The following is a 21,194-nucleotide window of genomic DNA, read 5'->3' as shown; positions in this document are numbered from 1 at the left end:
CATGTAGGTCTTGTTGTCGCCGTCGAAGGAGACCAGCTCGTTCTTGCTGATGGTGATGCCGTTGGCGCCCTGGACGCGGATGCCGCTGTAGCCGGTGCCGACGATCAGGTTGTCGGAGATCGTCACCTTCTCGTAGTGCAGCGTGCCGATCTGGTCGCGCAGGAAGATGCCTTGCGTGTACTCGCCGGTGCCCCGGGTGATCACGTTGCCTGAGATGGTGATGTCATGCGAGGCGGTGATGGTGCCGGAGGTCCAGAACTGGATCGCGTCGGGATGGTCGCCGGCATTGGGCGTGAAATTGCGGAAGGTGTTGCCGGCGATGGTGACGTTGCCGACCGCGGCGAGGTCGAAGCCGTCGGAACGCAGGTCGTGGACGTTGTTGCCGGTGATCTTGACGTTGTCGGTGGTGCCGACCGCCATGGCCCGTTCCAGGTCGTGGAACTCGGAGTTGGTGACCGAGATGTTGCTGCTGTCGCGGATCTGCAGGCCCATCACGTCGTTGGCCGCGTTGCCATCCACCGACCCGTGGAAGTTGACGTGGTCGAAGGTGATGTCGCTGCTGCCCTTGCTGACCTTGAAGGCGAAGAAGCTCGACTCGCTGGCGATCAGGTCCGGATGATCCAGGGTCGCCATCTCGACGTGGCTGAACGTCATCCCCTTCATGTTGGTGAGGGTGAAATCGGTGATGATCGCCGGCTGCGACGCATCCGCCGAGGTGATCGTGATCCCCGAGCCGTAGGAGAGGTTGCCGATATTGAGGCCGGAGTAGGCGCCGCTGGCCAGGTTGATCGTGTCGCCGGCGACCGCGGCCTTTAGGGCGCTGGTCAGCAAAGCGGTGCTGCTCACATTGATAATCGCCACGCCAAGTTCCTTGTCTTTGGCGCACCTCCGCTAGGCGCGCTGCTTGACGTGGAACCTAGGTATTAGAGCTTATCGCGGGGCAAATAGGCGTGGTTTCATGGCCGTAAACGATGTTCTAGATCAATATTATGATATTTGTGGCAAATTGTCGCGCCAATAAATAGCGACATTATGATGCAGATTCGCGCCTAGATTGCGTAATATACTTAGGTCAAATCACCTATTACAGTTCCAAATCTATCGCATTTGGCCAATGACTGCGAAGAATTGCGACAAATCGTCTTGCCGATGAGAACGGGCCACCGGGCCGCGCGACCGCCGACCTGGCGGCCCGATACAGTGTTGCCGCGGTTCGAACCGCGCCTCACCCGGCTCAAGTCGCGTGCGGACTGGCCGCGGCGGGACCCCTGAGACATCTGGCCGCGCCCTCCGCGGCGGGGGCCCCGCGCCTGGCGCCGACCCCTACGGCCCGGCCAGTTCCCGCACCCAGATGTTCCGGAAGCTCAGCGGTGGGCTCGGGTCGCCGTGCGCCTGCAGCTTGATCGGGGCGGACGTATAGGGGCGGTAGACCGGCTTGCCGATGTAGAGGGTCTCGCCCGCCAGGACGGCGTCGTTCTGGATCAGGATGCCGTTGTGGAGGACGGTAACCCGCGCGGGGGACTTGAGCGCCCCGTCGGCGGCGAAGACCGGGGCCGTCCAGATGACGTCGTAGGCCTGCCATTCGCCGGGCCTGCGGCTGGCGTTCACCAGCGGCGGGTGCTGCTTGTAGACGCTGCCGGCCTGGCCGTTGACGTAGGTCTCGTTCCGGTAGGAATCGAGGATCTGCAGCTCGTAGCCGGCGTCGCCGGGGCCGGTGGAGGCCAGGAAGACGCCGGAGTTGCCGCGTGCCTGGCCGGAGCCGGTGACGTCGGTGGGCACGCGCCATTCCAGATGGAGCTGGTAGTTGCGGAAGCTCCGCCGGGTCTCGATGTTGCCGGCCGCCTTACTCACGGTGAGGATGCCGTCCGCGACGGTCCAGGCGGCGGGCGACTTGTCCCGGGTGGCGACCCACTGGTCGAGGCCTTTGCCGTCGAACAGCACCAGGGCGTCGGAGGGCGGGGCGGCGGACGTCTCGGACGGTGGCGGGCCGGGGGTGACGATGGGCGGGACGGGCGTCCACTGCTCGGTGTCCTGCGGCTTCGGGGCCTGGGCGACGGCGTAGGCCGCGCCGAATAGCAGCAGGCCGGCGGCGGCGGCCGAAAGCCATGTCCGGGTTCGCATCACAGTTCCCATCCCTTGCGGTACTGGCGGCCGAGGTACTGGTTGGCGTCCGCGGCGTTGGTGACCCGGCCGGACGCGCCATCGTAGTCGATGGGCTGGTCGGCCTTCAGGGCGACGATGCCCAGGATCATCGTCTCGTTGAGCGGCACGGCGTAGTCGAAGGGGCACGAGATCGCCTCCTCGCCGCGGATGGCGCGGATCCAGTTCTGCTCGTGCCCGCCGAGGCCGTCCTTGATGCGCGGCAGGGACTGCGGGATCCGCTTGGCCTTTTCGTCCAGGCCTTCGCCGATGAGGGTGGGCTTCTCGCCGTAGGTCTCGTGCATCAGCATCCCATGCGCGCCGACGAACAGGACGCCGCCGTCCGGGTTCATCTGCAGTCCGGCCGGGAAGCCCGGCGGTGTGGGCGGCAGGACGCCGCCGTCGTACCAGGTCAAGTGGATAGCGCCGCCTTTTGCCTTGCCGAACTCGTAGCGGGTGATGCTGGCGAGCGGGAAGCTGGTGAGCTCGGCCGGGCGCTTGCTCTCCCAGAGACTGGCGTTGCCCGCCCAGCGGGAGTGGCGGGTCTCGATCCGGGTCGGCAGGCCCGGCTGCAGCGCCCAGACCGGGAAGTCGATCAGATGCGCGCCCATGTCGCCGAGCGCGCCCGACCCGAACGGCACCCAGCCGCGCCAGTTGAAGTGGGCGTAGTCGGGATTGTAGCCCCAGTCGACGTTGGCCGGGCCGAGCCAGGTCGGCCAGTCAAAGCCGTCGGGGGCGGGCTGCGGCGCGGGCCGGGCGACGCCCTGCGGCCAGACGGGGCGGTTGGTCCAGACGTGGACCTCGCGCACGGGGCCGATCAGGCCGCCGCGGATCAGCTCGACCACGCGCCGGCCGTCGTCGCCGGAGTGACCCTGGCAACCCATCTGCGTGACCAGCTGCGGATTTGCCTTGGACAGGGCCAGCAGCCGGCGGCCCTCCTCGACGGTGTAGGTCAGCGGCTTCTGCACATAGACGTGCAGGCCGCGCTCAATGGCCATGCGCGCGGCGACGGCGTGGTGGTGGTCGGGCGTGGCGATCAGGACGGCGTCGAGGCCCTTCTCGGCGTCGAACATCTTGCGATAGTCCGAATAGCGCGTGGCCTTGTCGTAGGCGTCCTTCACCGGCTGGCGGCCGGGCAGCATCTGGAAGTGTCGGTCGAGCAGGGAGCGGGCGACGTGGTCGTAGTCGACGTCGCAGGTCGCCACGATGTTCTGGTCGACGAGCTTGGTCATGTTGGCGGCGCCCTGGCCGCCGGCCCCGATCACCGCCACGTTGACCCGGTCGCTGGGCGCCAGCCGTCGTGGCGCGCCGAGCGCTGCGGCGGCGAACGCGGCGGCGCTGGTCCCGACGGCGCCGGCCAGCAAACGGCGGCGCGTGATCCTTGAGGCGTCGTGCGCGGCCATCGTTTCCCCCAATGCCGTCTCTTGATTGGGCGCATTTGGCGTCGCGTTTGGCCGCCTTTGCAAGGCCGGCTATGGAACGCGCATGACCACGCCGGCGCAAAGCCTTCCCGCCTGGATGTACACCGACCCGGCGTTCTTCGCGCGGGAGCGGGAGACCATCTTCCGCACGGCGTGGCAGCCGGTCTGCCACCTGAACGATGTGCCGCGGGCCGGCGACTACCAGACGCTCGACTTCCTGGGCGAGCAGGTGGTGACCCTGCGCGGCGACGACGGTGAGGTGCGCAGCTTCCACAACGCCTGCCGGCACCGGGCCTCGCGGCTGGCGGACGGGACCCACGGCAACTGCGGCCACCGGCTGGTGTGCCCCTATCACGCCTGGAGCTACGGCCTGGACGGGCGGCTGGTGCGCGTGCCGCCGTGGCAGGGGTTCGAGGACCTGGACCTGGACGCCCACGGCCTGAAGCCGGTGGAGCAGGAGGTCTATCTGGGCTTCGTCTTCGTCCGCTTCGCGCCCGGCCTGCCCAGCGTGGCGGAGATGATGGCGCCCTACACCGCCGAGCTGGCGCCGCACTGTCCGGCCGACCTGCAGCCGCAGGGGCGGGTGACGCTGCGGCCGCGACCGGTGAACTGGAAGAACATCTCCGACAACTATTCCGACACCCTGCACATCCCGGTGGCGCATCCGGGCCTGACCCGGCTGTTCGGCGCCAGCTACGGCATCGAGGCCATGCCGTGGGTCGACAAGATGTGGGGCGACGTCGGCGAGGCGCCGTCCGCCAACTGGTCCGAGCGCGGCTACCAGGCCCTGCTGCCCGCCTTCGACCACCTGGAGGGCCGGGCGCGGCGGCGGTGGAACTACTACAAGCTGTGGCCCAACATCGCCTTCGACGTCTATCCCGACCAGATCGACTTCATGCAGTTCATCCCGATCTCGGCAACTGAGACCCTGATCCGCGAGATCGCCTACGTCCGCCCCGACGCCCGGCGCGAGGCGAGGGCGGCGCGCTACCTCAACTGGCGGATCAACCGCCAGGTCAACGCCGAGGACACCGTGCTGATCAAGCGGGTGCAGGACGGCATGGCCTCGTCCGGCTACGTCAGCGGGCCGCTGGGGCCGTCTGAGGTGGGACTGCGGGCGTTCGCCGAGAAGCTGACGCGGATGATCCCGGAAGCGGCCGCGGCCTAGCGGCGTTGATTCAGCCAGTCGCGCACCGTGCGGTCGACCAGGTCCTGGGCGTCGTGCTGCACGAAGTGGCCGGCGCCCGGGACCATCAGCAGGGTGGTGTCGGCGTCGACCTGGTTCCAGACGCCGGAATGGCCGGCGGCGTTCAGGGCGGTGTCCTTCATGCCGTGGATCACCAGCACCGGGACCTTGATCTGCGGGAAGGTCGGCGGCGGGGCAGCGGCGTCGCCGACGCCCTTGGGATAGTTGGCCCGATAGTAGTTCATCATCGCGGCGAAGTCGGAGCGCTTGAAGGCCTCGACATAGCCGGGCTTCTCGGCCGGATCCTTGACCCAGCCGGCCAGGCCCTCGGCGGTCAGCATCGTCTCCGAGCCGGGCTTCTGGAAGTTGCGCGCATAGTTCGAGCCCTCCTGCTGCGCCTTGTTGGTGGCCAGCTCGCGGGCCATGCCAGCGGGGTGGGGCACGCTCATGATCACCAGCTTGTTGACCAGGTCCGGGCGGTTCAGCACCACCTGCCAGGCGATCGCCGCCCCCCAGTCGTGGCCGATCAGGATGGTGGTCTTCTGGCCCTCGGCGGCGATCACCGCGGCCACGTCGCCGATCAGGTTGGGCATGGCGTAGGCGGCCTCGCCCTGCGGCTTGTCGGAAAGGTTGTAGCCGCGCAGGTCGAGGGCGGCGGTGCGGTAGCCGGCCTTGTTGAGCTCGGCGGTCAGCGGCTTCCAGGTGGCCGAATAGTCGGGGAAACCGTGCAGCAGCACCACCAGCGGCCCTTGGCCGTCGACCACGTAGTGGATCTTCACGCCGTTGTTGGTCGCGTACCGATCCTGCGGCGCGGCGTGGGCGGCGGTCGCCAGCGTCAGAGCGGCCAACACAGCCATCATGGTGCGGATCATCGGCGTTTCCCCTCGGATTTACGACGTAGCGTAGCCTTCCCTCCCCTTCATGGGGAGGGCCGACTCGACGAAGTCGAGTGGGGTGGGCAAATTGCGATCATCTCCGACGCAGCGCTTCGGCCCTAACTTGCCCACCCTGACTGCTTCGCAGTCTGTTCCTCCCCTTAAGGGCCAGGAAGGGGAGGGAAAGGGTCAGGGATGCGTCTCCTGCCAGCGCTTCAGCGCCTCGGCGGGGCCGGCGTAGGCTTCCTGGAGTTCGGCGCTCCAGTACCGCAGCTGTTCCACCGGAACCTTCTGGCCGCTGACGGCGCAGACGACGTAGCGGCCCGGGCGCAGCACGGCATATTCCCCGTCGCCGTAGTGCAGCTTGGCGAGGTCGTTGGCGCCGAAGGTCCTGTCGTGGGCGTTCATGGCCGCCTATTTAGCGCGCCGGGCCGCGTCAGAACAGGTCGCCTTGCGGTGAGCCTTCCGCTTTTCCCCTGGCTCGGGCGGGTTTCGGGGCGATGGGCGGGGATGGCGCGGGGGTCCCAGCGCCGTCGATCACCGCCTGGCGGGTGACCTTGTCGCCGAACTTGATGCTGACTGCCTCGCCGCCAGCCAGCGCCGCGCCCGCGTGGACGATCGCCCCGTCGGCCCGGGTCACCCGGGCGAAGCCGCGCTGCAACGGGCGTTCCGGGTCCACCGAGACATAGAGCTTCGACAGCCCCTCGAGCCGCTCGGACAGCCGCTCCAGCCGCCGTCGCATCGACGGCGCCAGGCGCACCACCAGGCCATCCAGCCGGTCCTTCTGCACCGCCTGCGGCCGCTGCAGCAGCAGCGGCGACAGCCGCGAGGCTACCCGCACCAGGTCGCGTTCGTGGACGGCGGCGTTCTTCGCCAGTCCCGCGCCCAGCTTTCCGGAGACGATGTCGAAGCGCTGCTCGGCCAGCCGCACCAGGTCCGGCACGCGCTTCAGCGCCCGGTCCGCAGCCTCGATCCGCCCGCGGCGGTCGTCCACGACCCGCCCGCCGCCGCGGTGCATCCGCCCGGAGAGGTCCGAGACCAGGGCCTTGAGCTCCGCCAGCACCGGCGTCGCCATCTCGGCCGCCGCGGTGGGGGTGGGCGCGCGGCGGTCGGAGACGAAGTCGATCAGGGTGGTGTCGGTCTCATGCCCTACGGCGCTGATCAGCGGGATCGCGCTCTCCGCCACCGTGCGCGCCAGGGCTTCGTCGTTGAACGGCCAGAGGTCCTCCACCGAACCGCCGCCGCGCGCCACGATCAGCACGTCGGGCCGCGGCACGACCCCCGCGCCGTCCAGCGCGTTGAACCCGCGGATCGCCGCGGCCACCTGGGCCGCCGCCGCGTCGCCCTGCACCACCACCGGCCAGACGATTACCCGGCACGGCCAGCGGTCGCGGATGCGGTGCAGGATGTCGCGGATCACCGCCCCGGTCGGGCTGGTGATCACCCCCACCACTTCGGGCATCGACGGCAGGGCCTGCTTGCGCGAGGCCTCGAACAGCCCCTCGCCGGCCAGCCGGGCCTTCAGCCGTTCCAGCTGTGCCAGGAGGGCGCCGATCCCGGCCGCCTCCATGGTCTCGATGACGATCTGATAGCGGCTGCCTTGCGGATAGGCGGTGATCTTGCCGGTGACGATCACCTCAAGCCCCTGTTCGGGCCGCACCGACAGGCCGCGCACGCTGCCCTTCCAGACCACCCCGTCGATCGCCGCCCGCTCGTCCTTGAGCGTCAGATAGACGTGGCCGTTGGAATGGTGGGTGACCTTGCTCAGCTCGCCCCGCAGCCGCACGAAGCCATAGGCGTCCTCCAGCGTCCGCTTCAACGCGAACGCCAGCTCCGAGACGGAGTAGGGCCGGGCGTTGCCGGTCTCGCCGAGGGGCTCTGGGGTCGGGGCAGCGGCGTCGGTCATCGGGGCAAACTAACACCTCCGCGCGGCCCAAAAGAAAGGGGCGCGTCCGAGCCCTCAAGTAGCAGTCGCCACCTCGGTTTCGGACGCGCCCCCCATCCCCAACGGATAGTCGGGCCGCTCTGGCGAGCGGATCTCAGATGTAGCGGCGCAGGCTGCGGGCGAGCTCTACGGCGCCGGACTTCTTCTTGGACTGGGCCGGTTGGTAGGCCACAGAGGCATGTTCGTGACAGTAGGGGCCGCCCCCCTCTTCCGATCGCCGGCCGCAGAAGGTGAAATTGTCCAGCGAGGGGTCGCCGATCGGCCACTTGCACATGTGGGCGCCCAGGGTCAGCACCGTGGCCGTGCCTGGCCGCTCGTCGACGTAGCGCACCGGGGTCGGGGCCGGATGGGCCGACACCGGCTCGGCGATCCGCCGCGGGGCCGAGGGCGAGGCCGCCACCGGACGCGCCGGGCGCGGCGCCTTGAACACCGTGCGCTGCGGTTTCGAGGGCGTGGCGCGTCCCGACAGGCCCAGCCGGTGGACCTTGCCGATGACCGCGTTTCGGGTGACCCCGCCCAGCTGTTTGGCGATCTGACTGGCCGAAAGGCCGTCCTGCCAGAGCCTCTTCAGGAGTTCGACCCGTTCGTCGGTCCAGCCCATGATCTCGCCTCCCCAGTGATCCGGCGCGCCCCCGAGCGGCGCCTGGATCAACATCTTGTGGCGCCGGGTTAAGTCAGCGCTCACCAACCACCATCAGTAGTAAACAAACGGCTAAGACCCACAATAGGCGCCATGCGGGTTCTCCACAGGAACTACATGTTGCGTCGGGAAGTCGCACCTTTGCCGCACACTTGAACTGCGGGCGCGCACGGCGCACATCTCGCCCATGCGAGACATGCCCACTCTTGACGCCGTCATCCCGCCGCAGCCGCGCGAGTACGACGGGGTCAACTGGCTGGGCCTCCGGACCCTCTACATCCGGGAAATCCAGCGGTTCTGGAAGGTGGGCATGCAGACGCTGGCCGCCCCGGTGATGACGGCGCTGCTGTACATGCTGGTGTTCGTGGTGGCGGTCGGCGGCGGCCGCGAGGTCCACGGCGTCGCCTATGGGACCTTCGTGGCCCCCGGCCTGATCATGATGCAAATCCTCGGCAACGCCTTCGCCAACTCGTCGTCATCCCTGCTGCAGGCCAAGTTCAACGGATTGATGGGCGATTTCATGACCCCGCCGCTATCGCCGGTGGAGCATGTCATCGGCTTCGGGGCCGGCGCGGCCACCCGCGGGATCGTCGTGGGGCTGGTCAGCCTGGTCGCCATCCTGCCGTTCGCCCGGCTGCCGGTCGCCGCGCCCTGGGCGGTGATCTATTTCGGGGTCGGCGCGGCGCTGATCATGGGCTTCATCGGCATCATGGCCGGGCTCTGGGCCGAGAAGTTCGACCATATGGCGGCGGTCACCAACTTCGTGATCATGCCGATGACCTTCCTGTCGGGCACCTTCTACCTGGTGGAGAAGCTGCCGGAGCCGTTCCGCAGCTTCAGCAAGTTCAACCCGTTCTTCTACCTGATCGACGGCTTCCGCTACGGCTTCATCGGCCGCGCGGAAAGCTCGCTGGCGATCGGGGCGGCGATGACCGCGGTACTGGTCGTCGCGCTGGGCTGGGTGTGCCTGTGGATGTTCCGCACCGGCTACAAGATCAAGACCTAGTCTCTCCGAAATCCGCCTTGAGGACGACGGCGGACCGGACCGAGCCCACGCCAGCGATGGCGCTGAGCCTGTCCACGAACTGCGAGAGCGCCTGCGCATTGCCCACCCTGACCACCACATAGGCGTCATGCGGTCCGGTCACCGAGTAGTAATGGGTGATCTCGGGCCAGTGGCGGAATTTCTCGACGACCGGAGAGCAGGGTCGCTGACTGAAGGTGACCGACAGCACGGCCCTCAGGCCGTCGTCTGCGCCCGCGTCGCGCCCGAGGACGGCCCGGTAGCCGACGATGACCTTGTCGCGCTCCAGGCGGGCCATCCGCGCCTGGACCGCCGTCCGCGACAGGGCCAGTTCCTGGGCCAGCGCCGTCAGCGTCATGCGCGCGTTGCGGCACAACAGCGAGATCAGCTTCTCATCGATGGAGTCGCGGGCGCCGCCGATTTTCCTATCAGCCATTTGATTTTCAATCATTTCGCCACACTCCGCCGTCGTCTTGCTTATGGCGACGAACACTCCGGAGCCTCACAATCGACCGCGAACGTAGGCTGTCAAGGAGGCCGTTACGATGCCGGTCGGCCAGCAGCATCAGCGCCCCGCTTCAAGGCCGTCAACCTGTTGCGGTCAAAGGAGAAACCGCCGAATGACCGCCACCGCCGCGCCGTCGTTCGCCGCCCTGCCGGCGCGTGACCTGCGCTCACCGATGGTGACCGCGGCCCTTGCCGCCGCCGCCGACGTCCGTCGCACGGCGAAGACCCGATGAAGCGCAGCGCCGAGGCCTCGGCCGCCCAGGACATCGCGGCCCTGCGCTCCGCGCTGATGGTACGCGAGCACCTGGGCTTCCGCCGCGCCTCCGAGGCGCTCGGCGTGAACCCCTCGGTCCTGTCCCGCCGGGTGCTGGCGCTGGAAGACGCGCTGGGCGTGTCCCTGTTCCAGCGCTCCTCGGGCGGCGCGAGGCCCACCGGGGCCGGCGAGCGCTTCCTTGGCGAGGTCGAGCGCGCCCTGGAGCTGCTCACCAAGGCCGCCGTGCGCGCCGGGGCGGCCGGTCGGGGCGAGGTCGGGCGTCTACGCCTGGGCCACGTCTGGCCGCTCACCGCCGGCCCGGCCGAGGCCATGCTGCGCGCGTATCGCCGCTCGGCCTTCGACGTAGAGCTGGAGCTGCGCGCCGGCTCCGCCGTCGAGCTGGTGGCCGCCGTCCTCGACCGTGAACTGGACGCCATCCTCATCGATGGCGACGACGCCCCGCCGGGCCTGGATCGCCTGTCCCTGTGGTCCGAGCCCTGGCTGCTGGCCCGCTCGCTGGAGCACCCGGACGAGCCGCTGGGCCACGCGCCGGTGCTCTGCGCGGCCGGCGACGACTGGGCCCGCATCCAGCGCCTGGTCACCGAGCGTGGCGGGGCCCGCGCCGGGGTCCGGGTCCAGATGACGTCCCATGACGGGGTGCTGGGCCTGGTCGCGGCCGGCGCCGGCCATGCGGTGGTGCCGCAGAGCGTGGCGTTGGCCACCCGCGCCGGGGTCGCCTTCTCGCCGCTGCCGGGCGCCCCGGCGCTGCGGCTGATCGCGGCCTGGCGCAACGATCACGACAACCCGGCGCTGCGGCGCTTCCTCAGCCAGCTGCGCGCCGCGCCGGCCCCGCCGCCGCCGCAGATCGCGTCCTTGATGAAGCCGCTGCGCGTGGCGGGAGGCCAGCGATGACCGACGGCATCGGCGCCGCCCTCGACGCCCTGGGCGACCCCACCCGGCGCGACCTCTATGAGCGTATCCTGGCGCGCCCGTCGCGGATTTCCGGCTTGGCCGCAGCCGTGCCGGTCACCCGCCCGGCGGTCTCCCACCACGTCCGGGTGCTGAAGGACGCCGGCCTCGTGCGCGAGGAGGACGGCCTGCTGGTCGCGGTCGTCGATCCGCTGCCGCAGCTGCGGACCTACTTCGACCGCCTGTGGTTCGAGGCCTCGGTGGGCGAGGGCTGGCTGCGGGAGCGGTTCGCCGTCTCGCGCCGCCTGCACGCGCTCGACACCATCGCGCCCGTCGCGCCGCGCTCGCGCATCGCCTGATGGACCACCCGCACGAAGCCTGGCTCAGCGCGGCGTCCGAGGCGCCGGCGGACCTGTTCCGGGCCCTGGCCGACCCGATCCGCCGCCGGCTGATGGAGCGCCTGGTGTCCAGCCCGGCCTCGGCCGGCGACCTGGCGCGGCGGATGGCGATCCCGCGGGTCAATGTCAGCCATCACCTGAGCGTCCTGGCCGCCGCCGGCCTCATAGACCTGCGCCAGCGGCAGGCCGCGGTGAAGCCCCAGGCGCTCACGCGCCTGCGCCGCTATTTCGACCTGGCCCTGACGACGGCGGCGATCAACCGGCCGGATCCCGGCCGGCCTGTTGCGCACGTAACACAGCGCTAGGAAAACCCCGCCGCGACGGCCCGGATTCCGTCAAAAAAGGCAATATTTCATCAGTCAATTCAGAATGTTGCTCTCCAGGCATCGCCCGTTGCCTGGGGGTCGATTGACCCCTTTTGTCACCCAAACATAACTCGCGATCACTTGGCCCCGCCTCGGGGCCGAAACCTGCAAGTGGGGAGCGGCGGCGTCCATCGGGCGCCTGGCCGCGGAGGGATTTTGATCGTGAACAAGCATACCGTACGAGCGCGCCTGCTGGCGTCATCGATGATCTTCGCGGTGGCCGGCCTCGCCACACCAGCCTTCGCGGCCGCGGCGGCGCCGGCGGGCGACGAGGTCACCGAGGTCGTCGTCACCGGCACGCGCATCCCCTCGCCGAACCTGCAAAGCGTCAGCCCGGTCACCGCGGTCACTGCCGCCGAGATCAAGGCCACCGGGGTCACCCGGGTCGAAGACCTGATCAATAGCCTGCCCCAGGCTTTCGCCGCCCAGGGCTCCTCGATCTCCAACGGCGCCACCGGCACCGCCACCCTCAACCTGCGCGGCCTGGGCGTGTCGCGCACCCTGGTGCTGATCGACGGCCGACGCCTGGTGCCGGGCGACCCGGCCTCCCCGGGCGCGGACGTGAATTTCATCCCGACATCGCTGGTCGAGCGCGTCGATGTGCTGACCGGCGGCGCCTCGGCGGTGTACGGCGCCGACGCCGTGGCCGGGGTGGTCAACTTCATCATGACCAAGAACTTCGAGGGCGTGCGGCTGGACGCCACCTACTCGACCTACCAGCACGACAACGGCAACCCGGTCGCCGACGTGGTGCGCCAACAGCAGGCGCGGTCCGCCAGCCCGCAGTTCTACGCCCTGCCGAAGCACAACGTCCGCGACGGCGACGGGACCCAGGTGACCCTGGTGATCGGAACCAACAGCGCCGACGGCAAGGGCAACATCACCGCATACGCCACCTACCGCCAGAACAACGCCGTCCTCGAGGGCAACCGTGACTACTCGGCCTGCACCCTGAATTCCGGCGACACCTTCCTGGCCGCCGGCTGCGGCGGGTCTGGCACCTCGGTCCCGGCCCGCTTCGGCAGCTTCGTGGTCGACATCACCTCGCCCAATCAGCAGTTCCGGCCGCGGGTGGCGGCGCGCGACCTCTACAATTTCGGGCCGACCAACTTCTACCTGCGTCCGGACGACCGCTACGGCCTGGGCGCATTCGCCCACTACGAGGTGGCGCCCTGGGCCGAGGTCTATACCGACCTGATGTTCATGGACGATCGCTCGGTCGCCCAGATCGCGCCGGGCGGCATCTTTGCCGGCAACTTCACGATCAACTGCAACAACGCCCTGGCCTCGGCCCAGCAGCTCACCACGCTGTGCGGCGCGGACGCCGGCACGCCCGCCAACCGGACCCTGATCATCTCGCGGCGCAATGTCGAAGGCGGCGGGCGCACCACCGACTTCCGGCACACCGACTATCGCTATGTGATCGGCCTGCGCGGCCACCTGAACGAGAACTGGAGCTACGACGCCTTCCTCCAGTACGGCACGGTCGGCTTCAAGGGCATCAACGGCGGCTTCTTCCAGACCGCGCTGATTCAGCAGTCGCTGCTGGTCGGGCGCGACGCCGCCGGCCAGCCGGCCTGCCTGGCCGCCCTTAACGGGACCAACCCGGCCTGCGTGCCCTACAACATCTGGAAGAACGGCGGGGTGACCAAGGCGGCCCTCGACTTCCTGCAGACGCCCAGCTTCGCCGTTGGCAACACCGCTGAACGTGTGGCCAACGTCTCCCTCTCCGGCGCGCTCGGCGACTACGGCGTCAAGAGCCCCTGGGCCAAGGATGGCGTCGGCGTCGCCATCGGCGCCGAGTACCGCCGCGAGAACCTGGACTTCGCCACCGACTTCGTGGCGTCCGCGGGCCTGCTGAACGGCGGGGCCGGGGCCGTGCCGCCGGTCAATGGCGCCTTCGACGTCTATGAAGAGTTCGCCGAGGCGCGCATCCCCCTGGTCGACGACCAGCCCTTCTTCCACCGGCTGCAGCTCGAGGTCGGCTACCGCTACTCGGACTATTCCTCGATCGGCACCACCAGCACCTACAAGTTCGGCGGCGACTGGGAGCCGGTCGAAGGGGTCCGCCTGCGCGGCGGCTTCAACCGCGCGGTCCGGGCCCCCAACATCCTGGAGCTGTTCACCCCGGCCAGCGTGCTGCTCGACGGCACCCAGGATCCTTGCGCCGGCCTGGCGGCGGCCAACCCGCTGGTCGCCAAGTGCGCCTCGCTGTTCAACCTGACCACCGCCCAGGTGCTGGCTATCGAGAAGAACCCGGCCAACCAGTACAATGGCCTGACGGGCGGCAACCCGAACCTCCGGCCGGAAACCAGCAACACCTTGACCCTGGGCGCGGTGTTCACCCCAACCTTCCTGCCGGGCTTCAACCTCTCGATCGACTACTTCGACATCAAGGTGAAGAAGTTCATCGCCCCGGTCGGCGGCGACGTGATCATCAACCGCTGCGTGCAGACCTCGGACCCGTTCTTCTGTAGCAAGGTCAACCGCGACGCCGCGGGCTCGCTGTGGCTGTCGTCGCAGGGGTTCGTGCGCGACACGACCATCAACACCGGCGCGCTGCGCACCCGCGGTATCGACATCAATAGCAACTACCGTTTCGACCTGGACCGATACGGCATCGAGAACATGGGCAGCCTGACGATCAACTTCATCGGCACCTACCTGAAGGAACTGAAGGTCCAGTCGCTGCCGGGCGACCCCTCGTTCGACTGCGCCGGCCTCTATGGGACCATCTGCTCAGTGGCGGGCGGCCTGAGCTCGCCGAATCCGACCTGGCGACACAAGCTGCGGGTCAACTGGGCCACGCCGTTCGCCTACGGCGACTGGTTCCATGACTTCGGCGTCGGCCTGCAGTGGCGCCACTTCAGCCGGGTGCGGCTGGACGCCTACGACAAGGACCCACAGCTGAACAACACCGGCCTGCAGTATGCGACCGACCGGGCGCTCGCCACCCGTGACTACTTCGATCTGTCGCTGAACTGGAAGACCAAGAACGTCGCCTTCCGGGCCGGGGTGAACAACCTCTTCGACCGGGACCCGCCGCTGAACGGCTCGTCCAACTGCGCGGCCGCCGTCTGCAACGGCAACACCTTCCCGCAGGTCTACGACGCCCTGGGCCGCTTCCTGTTCGTCGGCGCGACGGTGGACTTCTAGCCAGCGAACGCGCCTCCCCCGTCCGCTTCGGGGCGGGGGAGGAGCGGCTTGCCTGCTGCAAAACATTGACATGCAAGGGCTTGGCGACGAAAACGCCAGGCCTTCCGGTCCCCGCTGCTCGCGCCGCGGGGACGCTTCCGTTTTGGAGGGCCTTCCCAGTGGCCGAGACGTCCGCGCCGCCCGTCCCCAGCGACCACATCATGGGCGTCTACGCGCGCGCCCCGCTGGCGTTCGAGCGAGGCGAGGGCGCGCGTCTCTACACCACCGACGGCGAGGCCTACCTGGACTGCATGGCCGGCATCGCGGTGACCGCCCTGGGCCACAGCCACCCCAAGCTTGTCCAGGCCGTGAAGGATCAGGCCGAGAAGCTCTGGCATACCTCGAACATCTTCTGCATTCCGAACCAGGAGACCCTGGCAGGCCTGCTGACGGCCCATACGTTCGCCGATGTGTGCTTCTTCACCAATTCCGGCGCCGAAGCGATCGAGTGCGCCATCAAGACCGCGCGCAAGTATCACTGGGCCAAGGGCGCGCCGGAGCGGATCGACATCATCGGCTTCGACGGCTCGTTCCACGGCCGGACGCTGGCGGCGGTGAACGCCTCGGGGAACACCAGCTACCTGGAGGGCTTCGGCCCGCCGATGCCGGGCTTCGTGCATGCCCAGTTCGGGGATGTCGAAGCGCTGCGCGCGCTCGTGGGTTCGACCACGGCGGCGATCATCCTGGAGCCGGTCCAGGGCGAGGGCGGCGCCCGCTCGTGGCCCGACGCCGACCTGCGCGCCATCCGCCAGCTGTGCGACCAGACCGGAACCCTGCTGATCTACGACGAGATCCAGTGCGGCCTGGGCCGGACCGGCAAGCTGTTCGCCTATGAATGGGCCGACGCTCCGCCGGACATCATGGCGGTGGCCAAGGCCCTGGGCGGCGGCTTCCCGGTCGGCGCTTGCCTGGCCACCATCGAGGCGGCCAGCGGCATGACCCCGGGCTCGCACGGCTCCACCTACGGCGGCAACCCGCTGGCCATGGCGGTGGGCGTCGCCTCGGTGGAAGAACTGGTGAAGCCGGAGCTGCTGGCCCACGTCCGCGAAGTCGCCGGCTACTTCAACCAGCAGCTGACCGGCCTGAAGGATCGCTTCCCGGACGTGGTGGTCGACATCCGCGGCAAGGGCATGCTGATCGGCGTCAAGCTGGCCACGCCCAACCGCGAGTTCATGCAGCACGCCCGCGACCAGCACCTGCTGATCGCCGGCGGCGGCGACAACTGCGTGCGCCTGCTGCCGCCGCTCAACCTCACCCTGGACGAGGCGCGCGAGGCCATGGGGCTGCTGGAGCGGGCGTGCGAGGCGGCCCAGGCCACGGTGGCCAACGAGAGGGTGGGGGCGGCGTGAGCCTGCCTGCGCCGCGCCACTTCCTCGACCTGTGGAAGCTCCAGGGCGCCGACCTGCGCGTCATGCTGGAGGACGCCAAGGCCCGCAAGGCCGCGCGCGCCGGCTGGCCCAAGGGCAAGCCCGACGAGGACCAGCCGGCGCGTGGCCGCACCCTGGCGATGATTTTCGAGAAGAACTCCACCCGGACCCGCTTCTCGTTCGACGCCGCCATGCGCCAGCTGGGCGGCGACGTGATCATTTCCAACGCTGTCGATATGCAGCTGGGCCGCGGCGAGCCGATCGAGGATACCGCCCGCGTGCTCTCGCGCATGGTCGACGCCATCATGATCCGCGCCAATGTGCATGAGGACGTGGAACGGCTGGCGATGTCGGCCACGGTGCCGGTGATCAACGGGCTGTCGGACAAGGGCCACCCCTGCCAGATCCTGGCCGACCTGCAGACCTTCGAGGAGCACCGCGGCCCGGTGGCGGGCAAGACCTTCGCCTGGGTCGGCGACGGCAACAACGTCTGCTCCAGCTTCATCCACGCCGCGCCGAAGCTGGGGTTCAAGCTCAATATCGCCACCCCGGCGGTCTTCCATCCGGACATGATGGACCTGGCCCGCGCGGCCGGCGAGCAGGGCCAGATCATGACCACCCACGACCCGCGTGAGGCGGTCCGCGGCGCCGACTGCGTGATCACCGACACCTGGGTCTCGATGGGCGACACCGATCACGACGAGCGCCTCGAGGCGCTGGAGGCCTACCAGGTCGACGAGGCGCTGATGGCCGAGGCGGCCCGCGACGCGGTCTTCCTCCACTGCCTGCCCGCCCACCGCGGCGAGGAGGTGACAGACGCGGTCATAGACGGCCCGCAGAGCCTGATCTGGGACGAGGCGGAGAACCGCATCCACGCCCAGAAGTCGATCCTGGCCTGGTGCTTCGGGGCGATCTGAACGCCCCCTGAGACGCCTCGCCACCCTCGCAACTCTCCAGCCGCGACCTATATTGCGCCCCATGTCCGAGACTTCCCTACCCGATGACCTGGTCGGCGGCTTCCAGATCGAAGGCGAGCCCGTGCGTGGCCGCGTGGCGCGCCTGGGGCCGACGATCGACAAGATCCTGCAGGCCCACGACTATCCGGAAGCGGTCGCCAACCTGCTGGGCGAGGCTTGCGCGCTGGCCGCCCTGGTCGGCTCCAACCTGAAGTTCCAGGGCCGGCTGATCGTCGAGGCCCGCGGCGCGGGCGCCGTGCGCTACGTCATCGCCGACTACGACACCTCCGGCGGCCTGCGCGGCTACTGCCGGTTCGACGCCGAGGCGGTGGCCACGGCGTCCAGCGGCTTCCTGCGGCCCGGCGCCCGGTCGCTGCTGGGCGAGGGCGTGTTCATGATGACCGTCGACCAGGGGACGGACATGGACCGCTACCAGGGGGTCACCGATATCCAGGGCGAGACCCTGGCCCTGTGCGCCGAGCAGTATTTCGCCCAGTCCGAACAGACCCCGACCCGCGTGCGCCTGGCGGTCGGCCATCTGGACGGCGCCTGGCGGGCCGGCGGGATCCTGATCCAGTACGTGGCCGAGGACGACGCCCGCGGCTCCACCCTGGAGGCCTGGGTCCGCACCCAGGCGCTGTTCGAGACGGTGGGCGAGGACGAGCTGTCCGACCCGGACCTCTCCAGCAACGAGCTGCTGTTCCGGCTGTTTCACGAGGATGGCGTGCGGGTCTTCAACTCCAAGCCGCTGACCCCCTTCTGCCGCTGCAACGAAGCCCGCATCGTCACCGTGCTGAAGTCCTTCGAGCCGGCCGAGCGCGCCGACATGGTCGAGGACGACGGCAAGATCCGCGTCACCTGCGAGTTCTGCTCGAAGGTCTACGCCATGGAGCCGGCGGAGCTGGAAGCGGCCGAGGCTTGAGCCAGCCGCCGCCTTCTCCTCACCCTACGGGCTAGGGGTGAGGAGAAGGCGGCGGGACCTCTACCGGTGGGGCGACGGGCCGGCGGGACGGCCCGGCGGTTTGTCCGGGCGCTGGCCGGCCTTGACCGCTTCGCAGATGGCGGCGATGGCGCGGGCGGATTCGTCGGCCGGGTCGGCCTCCAGCCAGTTGGGCGTCTCGGTCTGCCGGAAGGCGAATTCCTCCTTCAGGTTGTTGCGCGCATAGAGCGTCATCTTCAGCATGGCGTGGCGCTTGCCCTCGCAGTCCACCAGCCAGTGCTCCAGGTCAGAGCGCATCTGGCCGCCGCCCATGTCCACCGGCGCGAACAGTTCGTGGCGCAGGTCGGCCTCCGCCAACCGGTCGTGGCGCAGGGTCACCCCCTGCGGCGAGGCGAAGAACAGGCCATAGGGATTGATCCCCAGCACGCGCCAGCTGTCGGCGTCCAGGTGCGCCTCGGTCCAGGCCAGGACATCCTTCGCCGCCAGGCTGGCCGGCGGCGGCGGGTCGACAGGCGCCGGCGTCTGGGCAGGTGCGCTCGCGGCGGCCAGCAGCAGGGCCGCTACGATCCCCAGACCCCGCATCATCGTTCCCCCGGCCGGCTCAGGCCGCGTCCAGGGCCCGGCTGACATCTCGCGTGAGATCGCCGGCGCCTTCAAGTCCCACGCTCATCCGCACCCAGCCCTCGGTCAGGCCGATCTCCAGCCGCTCGGCCTCCGGCATCGACCGGTGGGTCGTCGTGCAGGGGTGGGTGGCCATCGACTTGGCGTCGCCCAGGTTGTTGGAGATGTCGACGATCTCCAGGGTGTCGAGGAATTTCCAGGCCGCGGCCCGGTCGCCGAGGTCGAAGGCCACGACGTTGCCGCCGCCGGTCATCTGATTGGCGATGATCGCCGCCTGCGGGTGGTCGGGCCGGCCCGGATAGCGGGTGGCGCGCACCTTGCCGTGGCCGGCGATGAAGTTCGCCAGCTTGCCGGCGGTCTCGGTCTGGCGGCGCACGCGCAGTTCCAGGGTCTCCAGCCCCTTCAGCAGCACCCAGGCGTTGAACGGCGACAGCGCCGGGCCGGTGTGGCGGTGCATGTCCTTGTAGGCGCTGGTCATAAGCTCGCCGGCGCCCAGGATCGCGCCGCCCAGCACCCGGCCCTGGCCGTCGATGTGCTTGGTGGCGGAATAGACGACGATGTCCGCGCCCAGCACCAGCGGCTTCTGGAAGATCGGGGTGGCGAAGACGTTGTCCACCACCAGCTTGGCGCCGGCCGCATGCGCGATGTCGGCGACGGCGCCGATGGCGGTCACCTCCAGCAGCGGGTTGGCCGGGCTCTCCACCAGGAAGACCTTGGTGTTGGCCCGCCCCGCGCTCTTCCACGCCTCCAGGTCGGTGGCGTCCACATAGGTGGTCTCCACCCCGAACCGCGGCAGCCATTCGGAAACGATCCAGCGGCAGGACCCGAACAGGGCGCGGCCCGCCACCAGGTGGTCGCCGGCCCGCAGCAGGCCGGCCAGCGACAGCTGGATCGCCGCCATGCCCGACGCGGTGGCCTTGCACTGCTCGGCGCCTTCCAGCAGCGCCAGCCGGTCCTCGAACATCTGCGTGGTCGGGTTCCCGAACCGTTGATAGATGAACCCGGGCGCATTGCCCGCGAACCGGTCGTCGGCGGCCTGGGCGCTCTCGTAGGCGAAGCTCTGGGTGAGGAACAAGGCCTCGGAAATCTCGCCGTAGGGCGTCCGGGCGAGGCCGCCGCGCACCGCCTGGGTCTCGATCTCCCAATCGCGCGGATCTTCCGCCATGCTGGCCTCCTTTGGAAACGGCCTGCGGGATGAACGTCGGAGCGCAGGCCGTCAAGGTCCGCTTGTGGCGAAGCGGCTCCGGAATATGAGACCGCAGAAAACGCAGAATTCGCAGAAGGACGGACCTGAGGCTCGCGACCCGTTGGGGCCGGCTCGGCCGGGTTTCTGCGCATTCAGTGTTTTCTGCGGTCCCCCTTCTCTTGCCACGCGACCGTTCTGAGGTAACTGTCCGCCGCCCATGCGCGACTTCAACGTCCCGGGCATCCTGCCCTGCCAGTCCATCGAAGCCCTGATCCGCGAGGGCGCGATCGCGGCCGCCACGCCGTTCGAGGACGACCAGGTCCAGCCGGCCAGCCTGGACCTGCGGCTGGCCGGCCGCTGCTGGCGGGTGCGGGCCTCGTTTCTGCCGCGCCACGGCGCCGTGCGGGCGCGGATCGCCGAGGTGGCCATGCATGAGCTAGACCTCACCCGGGGCGCCGTGCTGGAGCGCGGCTGCGTCTACATCGCCGAGCTGCAGGAGCGACTGAAGCTGCCGGCCGGCGTGTCGGCCCGCGCCAACCCCAAGAGCTCCACCGGCCGGGTCGATGTCTTCGTGCGCCTGTTGTCGGACTACGGCCACGCCTTCGATGACGTGGTCGAGGGCTATGAGGGCCCGATCTACATGGAGATCGCGCCGCAGACCTTCTCGGTCCTGGTCCGCTCCGGCACGCGGCTCAACCAGCTGCGCCTCAAGGCCGGCCAGCCGCCCCGCCTGCGCGTCGAGAGCGTCGGCGTCGACCTGACCGGCGATATCGCGGGCTTCCGCGGCCGCCGCCACGCCGGGGTCGTCGATCTGGACCACGAGGACGGCCACGACCCGCACGACTTCTGGGAGCCGCTGTACCCGCGGGGCGGCCAGCTGCTGCTGGACCCCGGCGAGTTCTATATCCTGGCCTCCAAGGGCGCGGTGGAGATCCCGGTGATGGAGGCCGCCGAGATGACCCCCATCGACCCGTCGGTCGGCGAGTTCCGCGTCCACTACGCCGGCTTCTTCGACCCGGGGTTCGGCACCGACGAGGCGCACGGCAAGGGCTCCAAGGGCGTGCTGGAGGTCCGCAGCCACGAGACCCCGTTCATCCTGGAAGACGGCCAGACCGTGGCCCGGCTGGTCTACGAACCGCTCACCGAAAAGCCGACGCGACTCTACGGCGACCTCGGGTCGCATTACCAGCGCCAGGGCCTCAAGCTGTCGAAGCACTTCCAGGTCTGGGAGTAAGGTTTCCTTGACATAAGATCCATGTCGTGTTTC

The 21,194-nt window shown here is 69.2% G+C and carries 20 protein-coding genes; 10 read left to right on the top strand and 10 right to left on the bottom strand.

All coding sequences use genetic code 11. The annotated features are described in order from the left end of the window. The 3 genes from Q0R13_RS10390 to Q0R13_RS10380 all read right to left on the bottom strand — a co-directional run. On the bottom strand, window positions 1-861 hold an 861-nt coding region (locus tag Q0R13_RS10390; RefSeq protein WP_293903429.1), incomplete at its 3' end, for a right-handed parallel beta-helix repeat-containing protein. A gap of 462 nt (window positions 862-1,323) precedes the next feature. Further along, the gene (locus tag Q0R13_RS10385) at window positions 1,324-2,121 is read right to left on the bottom strand and encodes a DUF1080 domain-containing protein (protein ID WP_293903426.1); all 798 of its coding nucleotides are present in this window, start codon (window positions 2,119-2,121) and stop codon (window positions 1,324-1,326) included. After that, window positions 2,121-3,542, bottom strand: coding sequence for a Gfo/Idh/MocA family oxidoreductase (locus tag Q0R13_RS10380; protein ID WP_293903423.1), 1,422 nt, complete (start codon window positions 3,540-3,542; stop codon window positions 2,121-2,123). The genes Q0R13_RS10385 and Q0R13_RS10380 overlap by 1 nt, the downstream gene beginning before the upstream one ends. Before the next feature lie 82 nt (window positions 3,543-3,624). On the opposite strand from Q0R13_RS10380, the gene Q0R13_RS10375 reads away from it, so the two are divergent. Continuing rightward, window positions 3,625-4,728 carry an aromatic ring-hydroxylating dioxygenase subunit alpha gene (locus Q0R13_RS10375; RefSeq protein ID WP_293903421.1) on the top strand — a complete coding sequence of 368 codons (1,104 nt, stop codon included), beginning with the start codon at window positions 3,625-3,627 and terminating at the stop codon, window positions 4,726-4,728. Here the strand turns inward: Q0R13_RS10375 and Q0R13_RS10370 are convergent. The 4 genes from Q0R13_RS10370 to Q0R13_RS10355 form a co-directional block, all read right to left on the bottom strand. Beyond that, window positions 4,725-5,618 (bottom strand): alpha/beta hydrolase, encoded by an 894-nt coding sequence (locus Q0R13_RS10370; RefSeq protein ID WP_293903418.1) that lies wholly within the window; start codon window positions 5,616-5,618, stop codon window positions 4,725-4,727. The genes Q0R13_RS10375 and Q0R13_RS10370 overlap by 4 nt on opposite strands. A 192-nt stretch (window positions 5,619-5,810) precedes the next feature. Further along, window positions 5,811-6,029, bottom strand: a complete 219-nt coding sequence (locus tag Q0R13_RS10365) for a DUF2093 domain-containing protein (RefSeq protein ID WP_293903416.1) — start codon at window positions 6,027-6,029, stop codon at window positions 5,811-5,813. Window positions 6,030-6,057: 28 nt separating this feature from the next. Then, complete coding sequence (xseA, locus tag Q0R13_RS10360) at window positions 6,058-7,527, bottom strand: exodeoxyribonuclease VII large subunit (protein WP_293903413.1); 1,470 nt, start codon at window positions 7,525-7,527, stop codon at window positions 6,058-6,060. 133 nt (window positions 7,528-7,660) lie between these two features. Further along, on the bottom strand, window positions 7,661-8,167 hold the full coding sequence (locus Q0R13_RS10355) for a GcrA family cell cycle regulator (protein ID WP_293903410.1): 507 nt from the start codon (window positions 8,165-8,167) through the stop codon (window positions 7,661-7,663). Between the two features lie 226 nt (window positions 8,168-8,393). Between Q0R13_RS10355 and Q0R13_RS10350 the strand changes: the two genes are divergently transcribed. Then, complete coding sequence (locus Q0R13_RS10350; protein ID WP_293903407.1) at window positions 8,394-9,212, top strand: ABC transporter permease; 819 nt, start codon at window positions 8,394-8,396, stop codon at window positions 9,210-9,212. Here Q0R13_RS10350 and Q0R13_RS10345 read toward each other — a convergent pair. Then, window positions 9,202-9,666 carry an Lrp/AsnC family transcriptional regulator gene (locus Q0R13_RS10345; RefSeq protein WP_293903404.1) on the bottom strand — a complete coding sequence of 155 codons (465 nt, stop codon included), beginning with the start codon at window positions 9,664-9,666 and terminating at the stop codon, window positions 9,202-9,204. The two genes, Q0R13_RS10350 and Q0R13_RS10345, sit on opposite strands and share 11 nt — an antisense overlap. A 300-nt stretch (window positions 9,667-9,966) precedes the next feature. Here Q0R13_RS10345 and Q0R13_RS10340 point away from each other — a divergent pair, with 300 nt between their 5' ends. The 7 genes from Q0R13_RS10340 (at window position 9,967) to Q0R13_RS10310 (ending at window position 18,102) form a co-directional block, all read left to right on the top strand. Continuing rightward, a complete protein-coding gene (locus Q0R13_RS10340) occupies window positions 9,967-10,902 on the top strand; it encodes a LysR family transcriptional regulator (protein WP_293903402.1) in 936 nt (311 codons plus the stop codon). Further along, window positions 10,899-11,258: a metalloregulator ArsR/SmtB family transcription factor gene (locus Q0R13_RS10335; protein ID WP_293903399.1), complete on the top strand. Its 360-nt coding sequence runs from the start codon at window positions 10,899-10,901 to the stop codon at window positions 11,256-11,258. Before Q0R13_RS10340 ends, Q0R13_RS10335 begins: the two co-directional genes overlap by 4 nt. Beyond that, complete coding sequence (locus Q0R13_RS10330; protein WP_293903396.1) at window positions 11,258-11,602, top strand: metalloregulator ArsR/SmtB family transcription factor; 345 nt, start codon at window positions 11,258-11,260, stop codon at window positions 11,600-11,602. The genes Q0R13_RS10335 and Q0R13_RS10330 overlap by 1 nt, the downstream gene beginning before the upstream one ends. Before the next feature lie 222 nt (window positions 11,603-11,824). Beyond that, a complete protein-coding gene (locus Q0R13_RS10325) occupies window positions 11,825-14,818 on the top strand; it encodes a TonB-dependent receptor (protein WP_293903393.1) in 2,994 nt (997 codons plus the stop codon). A gap of 200 nt (window positions 14,819-15,018) precedes the next feature. After that, window positions 15,019-16,206 carry an aspartate aminotransferase family protein gene (locus Q0R13_RS10320; protein WP_293903435.1) on the top strand — a complete coding sequence of 396 codons (1,188 nt, stop codon included), beginning with the start codon at window positions 15,019-15,021 and terminating at the stop codon, window positions 16,204-16,206. Between the two features lie 2 nt (window positions 16,207-16,208). Continuing rightward, window positions 16,209-17,141 (top strand): ornithine carbamoyltransferase, encoded by a 933-nt coding sequence (gene argF / locus Q0R13_RS10315; protein WP_293903432.1) that lies wholly within the window; start codon window positions 16,209-16,211, stop codon window positions 17,139-17,141. Window positions 17,142-17,202: 61 nt separating this feature from the next. Continuing rightward, window positions 17,203-18,102 (top strand): Hsp33 family molecular chaperone, encoded by a 900-nt coding sequence (locus Q0R13_RS10310; protein WP_293903390.1) that lies wholly within the window; start codon window positions 17,203-17,205, stop codon window positions 18,100-18,102. Window positions 18,103-18,162: 60 nt separating this feature from the next. Here the strand turns inward: Q0R13_RS10310 and Q0R13_RS10305 are convergent, their stop codons facing one another. Both Q0R13_RS10305 and metZ read right to left on the bottom strand, forming a co-directional pair. Further along, on the bottom strand, window positions 18,163-18,705 hold the full coding sequence (locus tag Q0R13_RS10305; protein ID WP_293903387.1) for a surface-adhesin E family protein: 543 nt from the start codon (window positions 18,703-18,705) through the stop codon (window positions 18,163-18,165). Between the two features lie 16 nt (window positions 18,706-18,721). Then, window positions 18,722-19,906, bottom strand: a complete 1,185-nt coding sequence (gene metZ / locus Q0R13_RS10300; RefSeq protein WP_293903384.1) for an O-succinylhomoserine sulfhydrylase — start codon at window positions 19,904-19,906, stop codon at window positions 18,722-18,724. Window positions 19,907-20,144: 238 nt separating this feature from the next. Between metZ and Q0R13_RS10295 the strand changes: the two genes are divergently transcribed. Beyond that, window positions 20,145-21,161 (top strand): 2'-deoxycytidine 5'-triphosphate deaminase, encoded by a 1,017-nt coding sequence (locus Q0R13_RS10295; RefSeq protein WP_293903381.1) that lies wholly within the window; start codon window positions 20,145-20,147, stop codon window positions 21,159-21,161. The last annotated feature ends 33 nt before the right edge of the window (window positions 21,162-21,194 follow it).

Origin of the sequence: Phenylobacterium sp., from assembly GCF_025351295.1 — a bacterium.
GTDB lineage: Bacteria > Pseudomonadota > Alphaproteobacteria > Caulobacterales > Caulobacteraceae > Phenylobacterium.
This window is presented reverse-complemented; position numbering and strand designations above follow the sequence as displayed.

Excerpts from the sequence above, each read along its gene's own strand:
- Q0R13_RS10385 (WP_293903426.1), bottom strand. The coding sequence starts at position 2,121 with ATGCGAACCCGGACATGGCTTTCGGCCGCCGCCGCCGGCCTGCTGCTA.
- Q0R13_RS10380 (WP_293903423.1), bottom strand. The coding sequence starts at position 3,542 with ATGGCCGCGCACGACGCCTCAAGGATCACGCGCCGCCGTTTGCTGGCC.
- Q0R13_RS10375 (WP_293903421.1), top strand. The coding sequence starts at position 3,625 with ATGACCACGCCGGCGCAAAGCCTTCCCGCCTGGATGTACACCGACCCG.
- Q0R13_RS10370 (WP_293903418.1), bottom strand. The coding sequence starts at position 5,618 with ATGATCCGCACCATGATGGCTGTGTTGGCCGCTCTGACGCTGGCGACC.
- Q0R13_RS10365 (WP_293903416.1), bottom strand. The coding sequence starts at position 6,029 with ATGAACGCCCACGACAGGACCTTCGGCGCCAACGACCTCGCCAAGCTG.
- xseA (WP_293903413.1), bottom strand. The coding sequence starts at position 7,527 with ATGACCGACGCCGCTGCCCCGACCCCAGAGCCCCTCGGCGAGACCGGC.
- Q0R13_RS10355 (WP_293903410.1), bottom strand. The coding sequence starts at position 8,167 with ATGGGCTGGACCGACGAACGGGTCGAACTCCTGAAGAGGCTCTGGCAG.
- Q0R13_RS10350 (WP_293903407.1), top strand. The coding sequence starts at position 8,394 with ATGCGAGACATGCCCACTCTTGACGCCGTCATCCCGCCGCAGCCGCGC.
- Q0R13_RS10345 (WP_293903404.1), bottom strand. The coding sequence starts at position 9,666 with ATGGCTGATAGGAAAATCGGCGGCGCCCGCGACTCCATCGATGAGAAG.
- Q0R13_RS10340 (WP_293903402.1), top strand. The coding sequence starts at position 9,967 with ATGAAGCGCAGCGCCGAGGCCTCGGCCGCCCAGGACATCGCGGCCCTG.
- Q0R13_RS10335 (WP_293903399.1), top strand. The coding sequence starts at position 10,899 with ATGACCGACGGCATCGGCGCCGCCCTCGACGCCCTGGGCGACCCCACC.
- Q0R13_RS10330 (WP_293903396.1), top strand. The coding sequence starts at position 11,258 with ATGGACCACCCGCACGAAGCCTGGCTCAGCGCGGCGTCCGAGGCGCCG.
- Q0R13_RS10320 (WP_293903435.1), top strand. The coding sequence starts at position 15,019 with ATGGGCGTCTACGCGCGCGCCCCGCTGGCGTTCGAGCGAGGCGAGGGC.
- Q0R13_RS10310 (WP_293903390.1), top strand. The coding sequence starts at position 17,203 with ATGTCCGAGACTTCCCTACCCGATGACCTGGTCGGCGGCTTCCAGATC.
- Q0R13_RS10305 (WP_293903387.1), bottom strand. The coding sequence starts at position 18,705 with ATGATGCGGGGTCTGGGGATCGTAGCGGCCCTGCTGCTGGCCGCCGCG.
- metZ (WP_293903384.1), bottom strand. The coding sequence starts at position 19,906 with ATGGCGGAAGATCCGCGCGATTGGGAGATCGAGACCCAGGCGGTGCGC.
- Q0R13_RS10295 (WP_293903381.1), top strand. The coding sequence starts at position 20,145 with ATGCGCGACTTCAACGTCCCGGGCATCCTGCCCTGCCAGTCCATCGAA.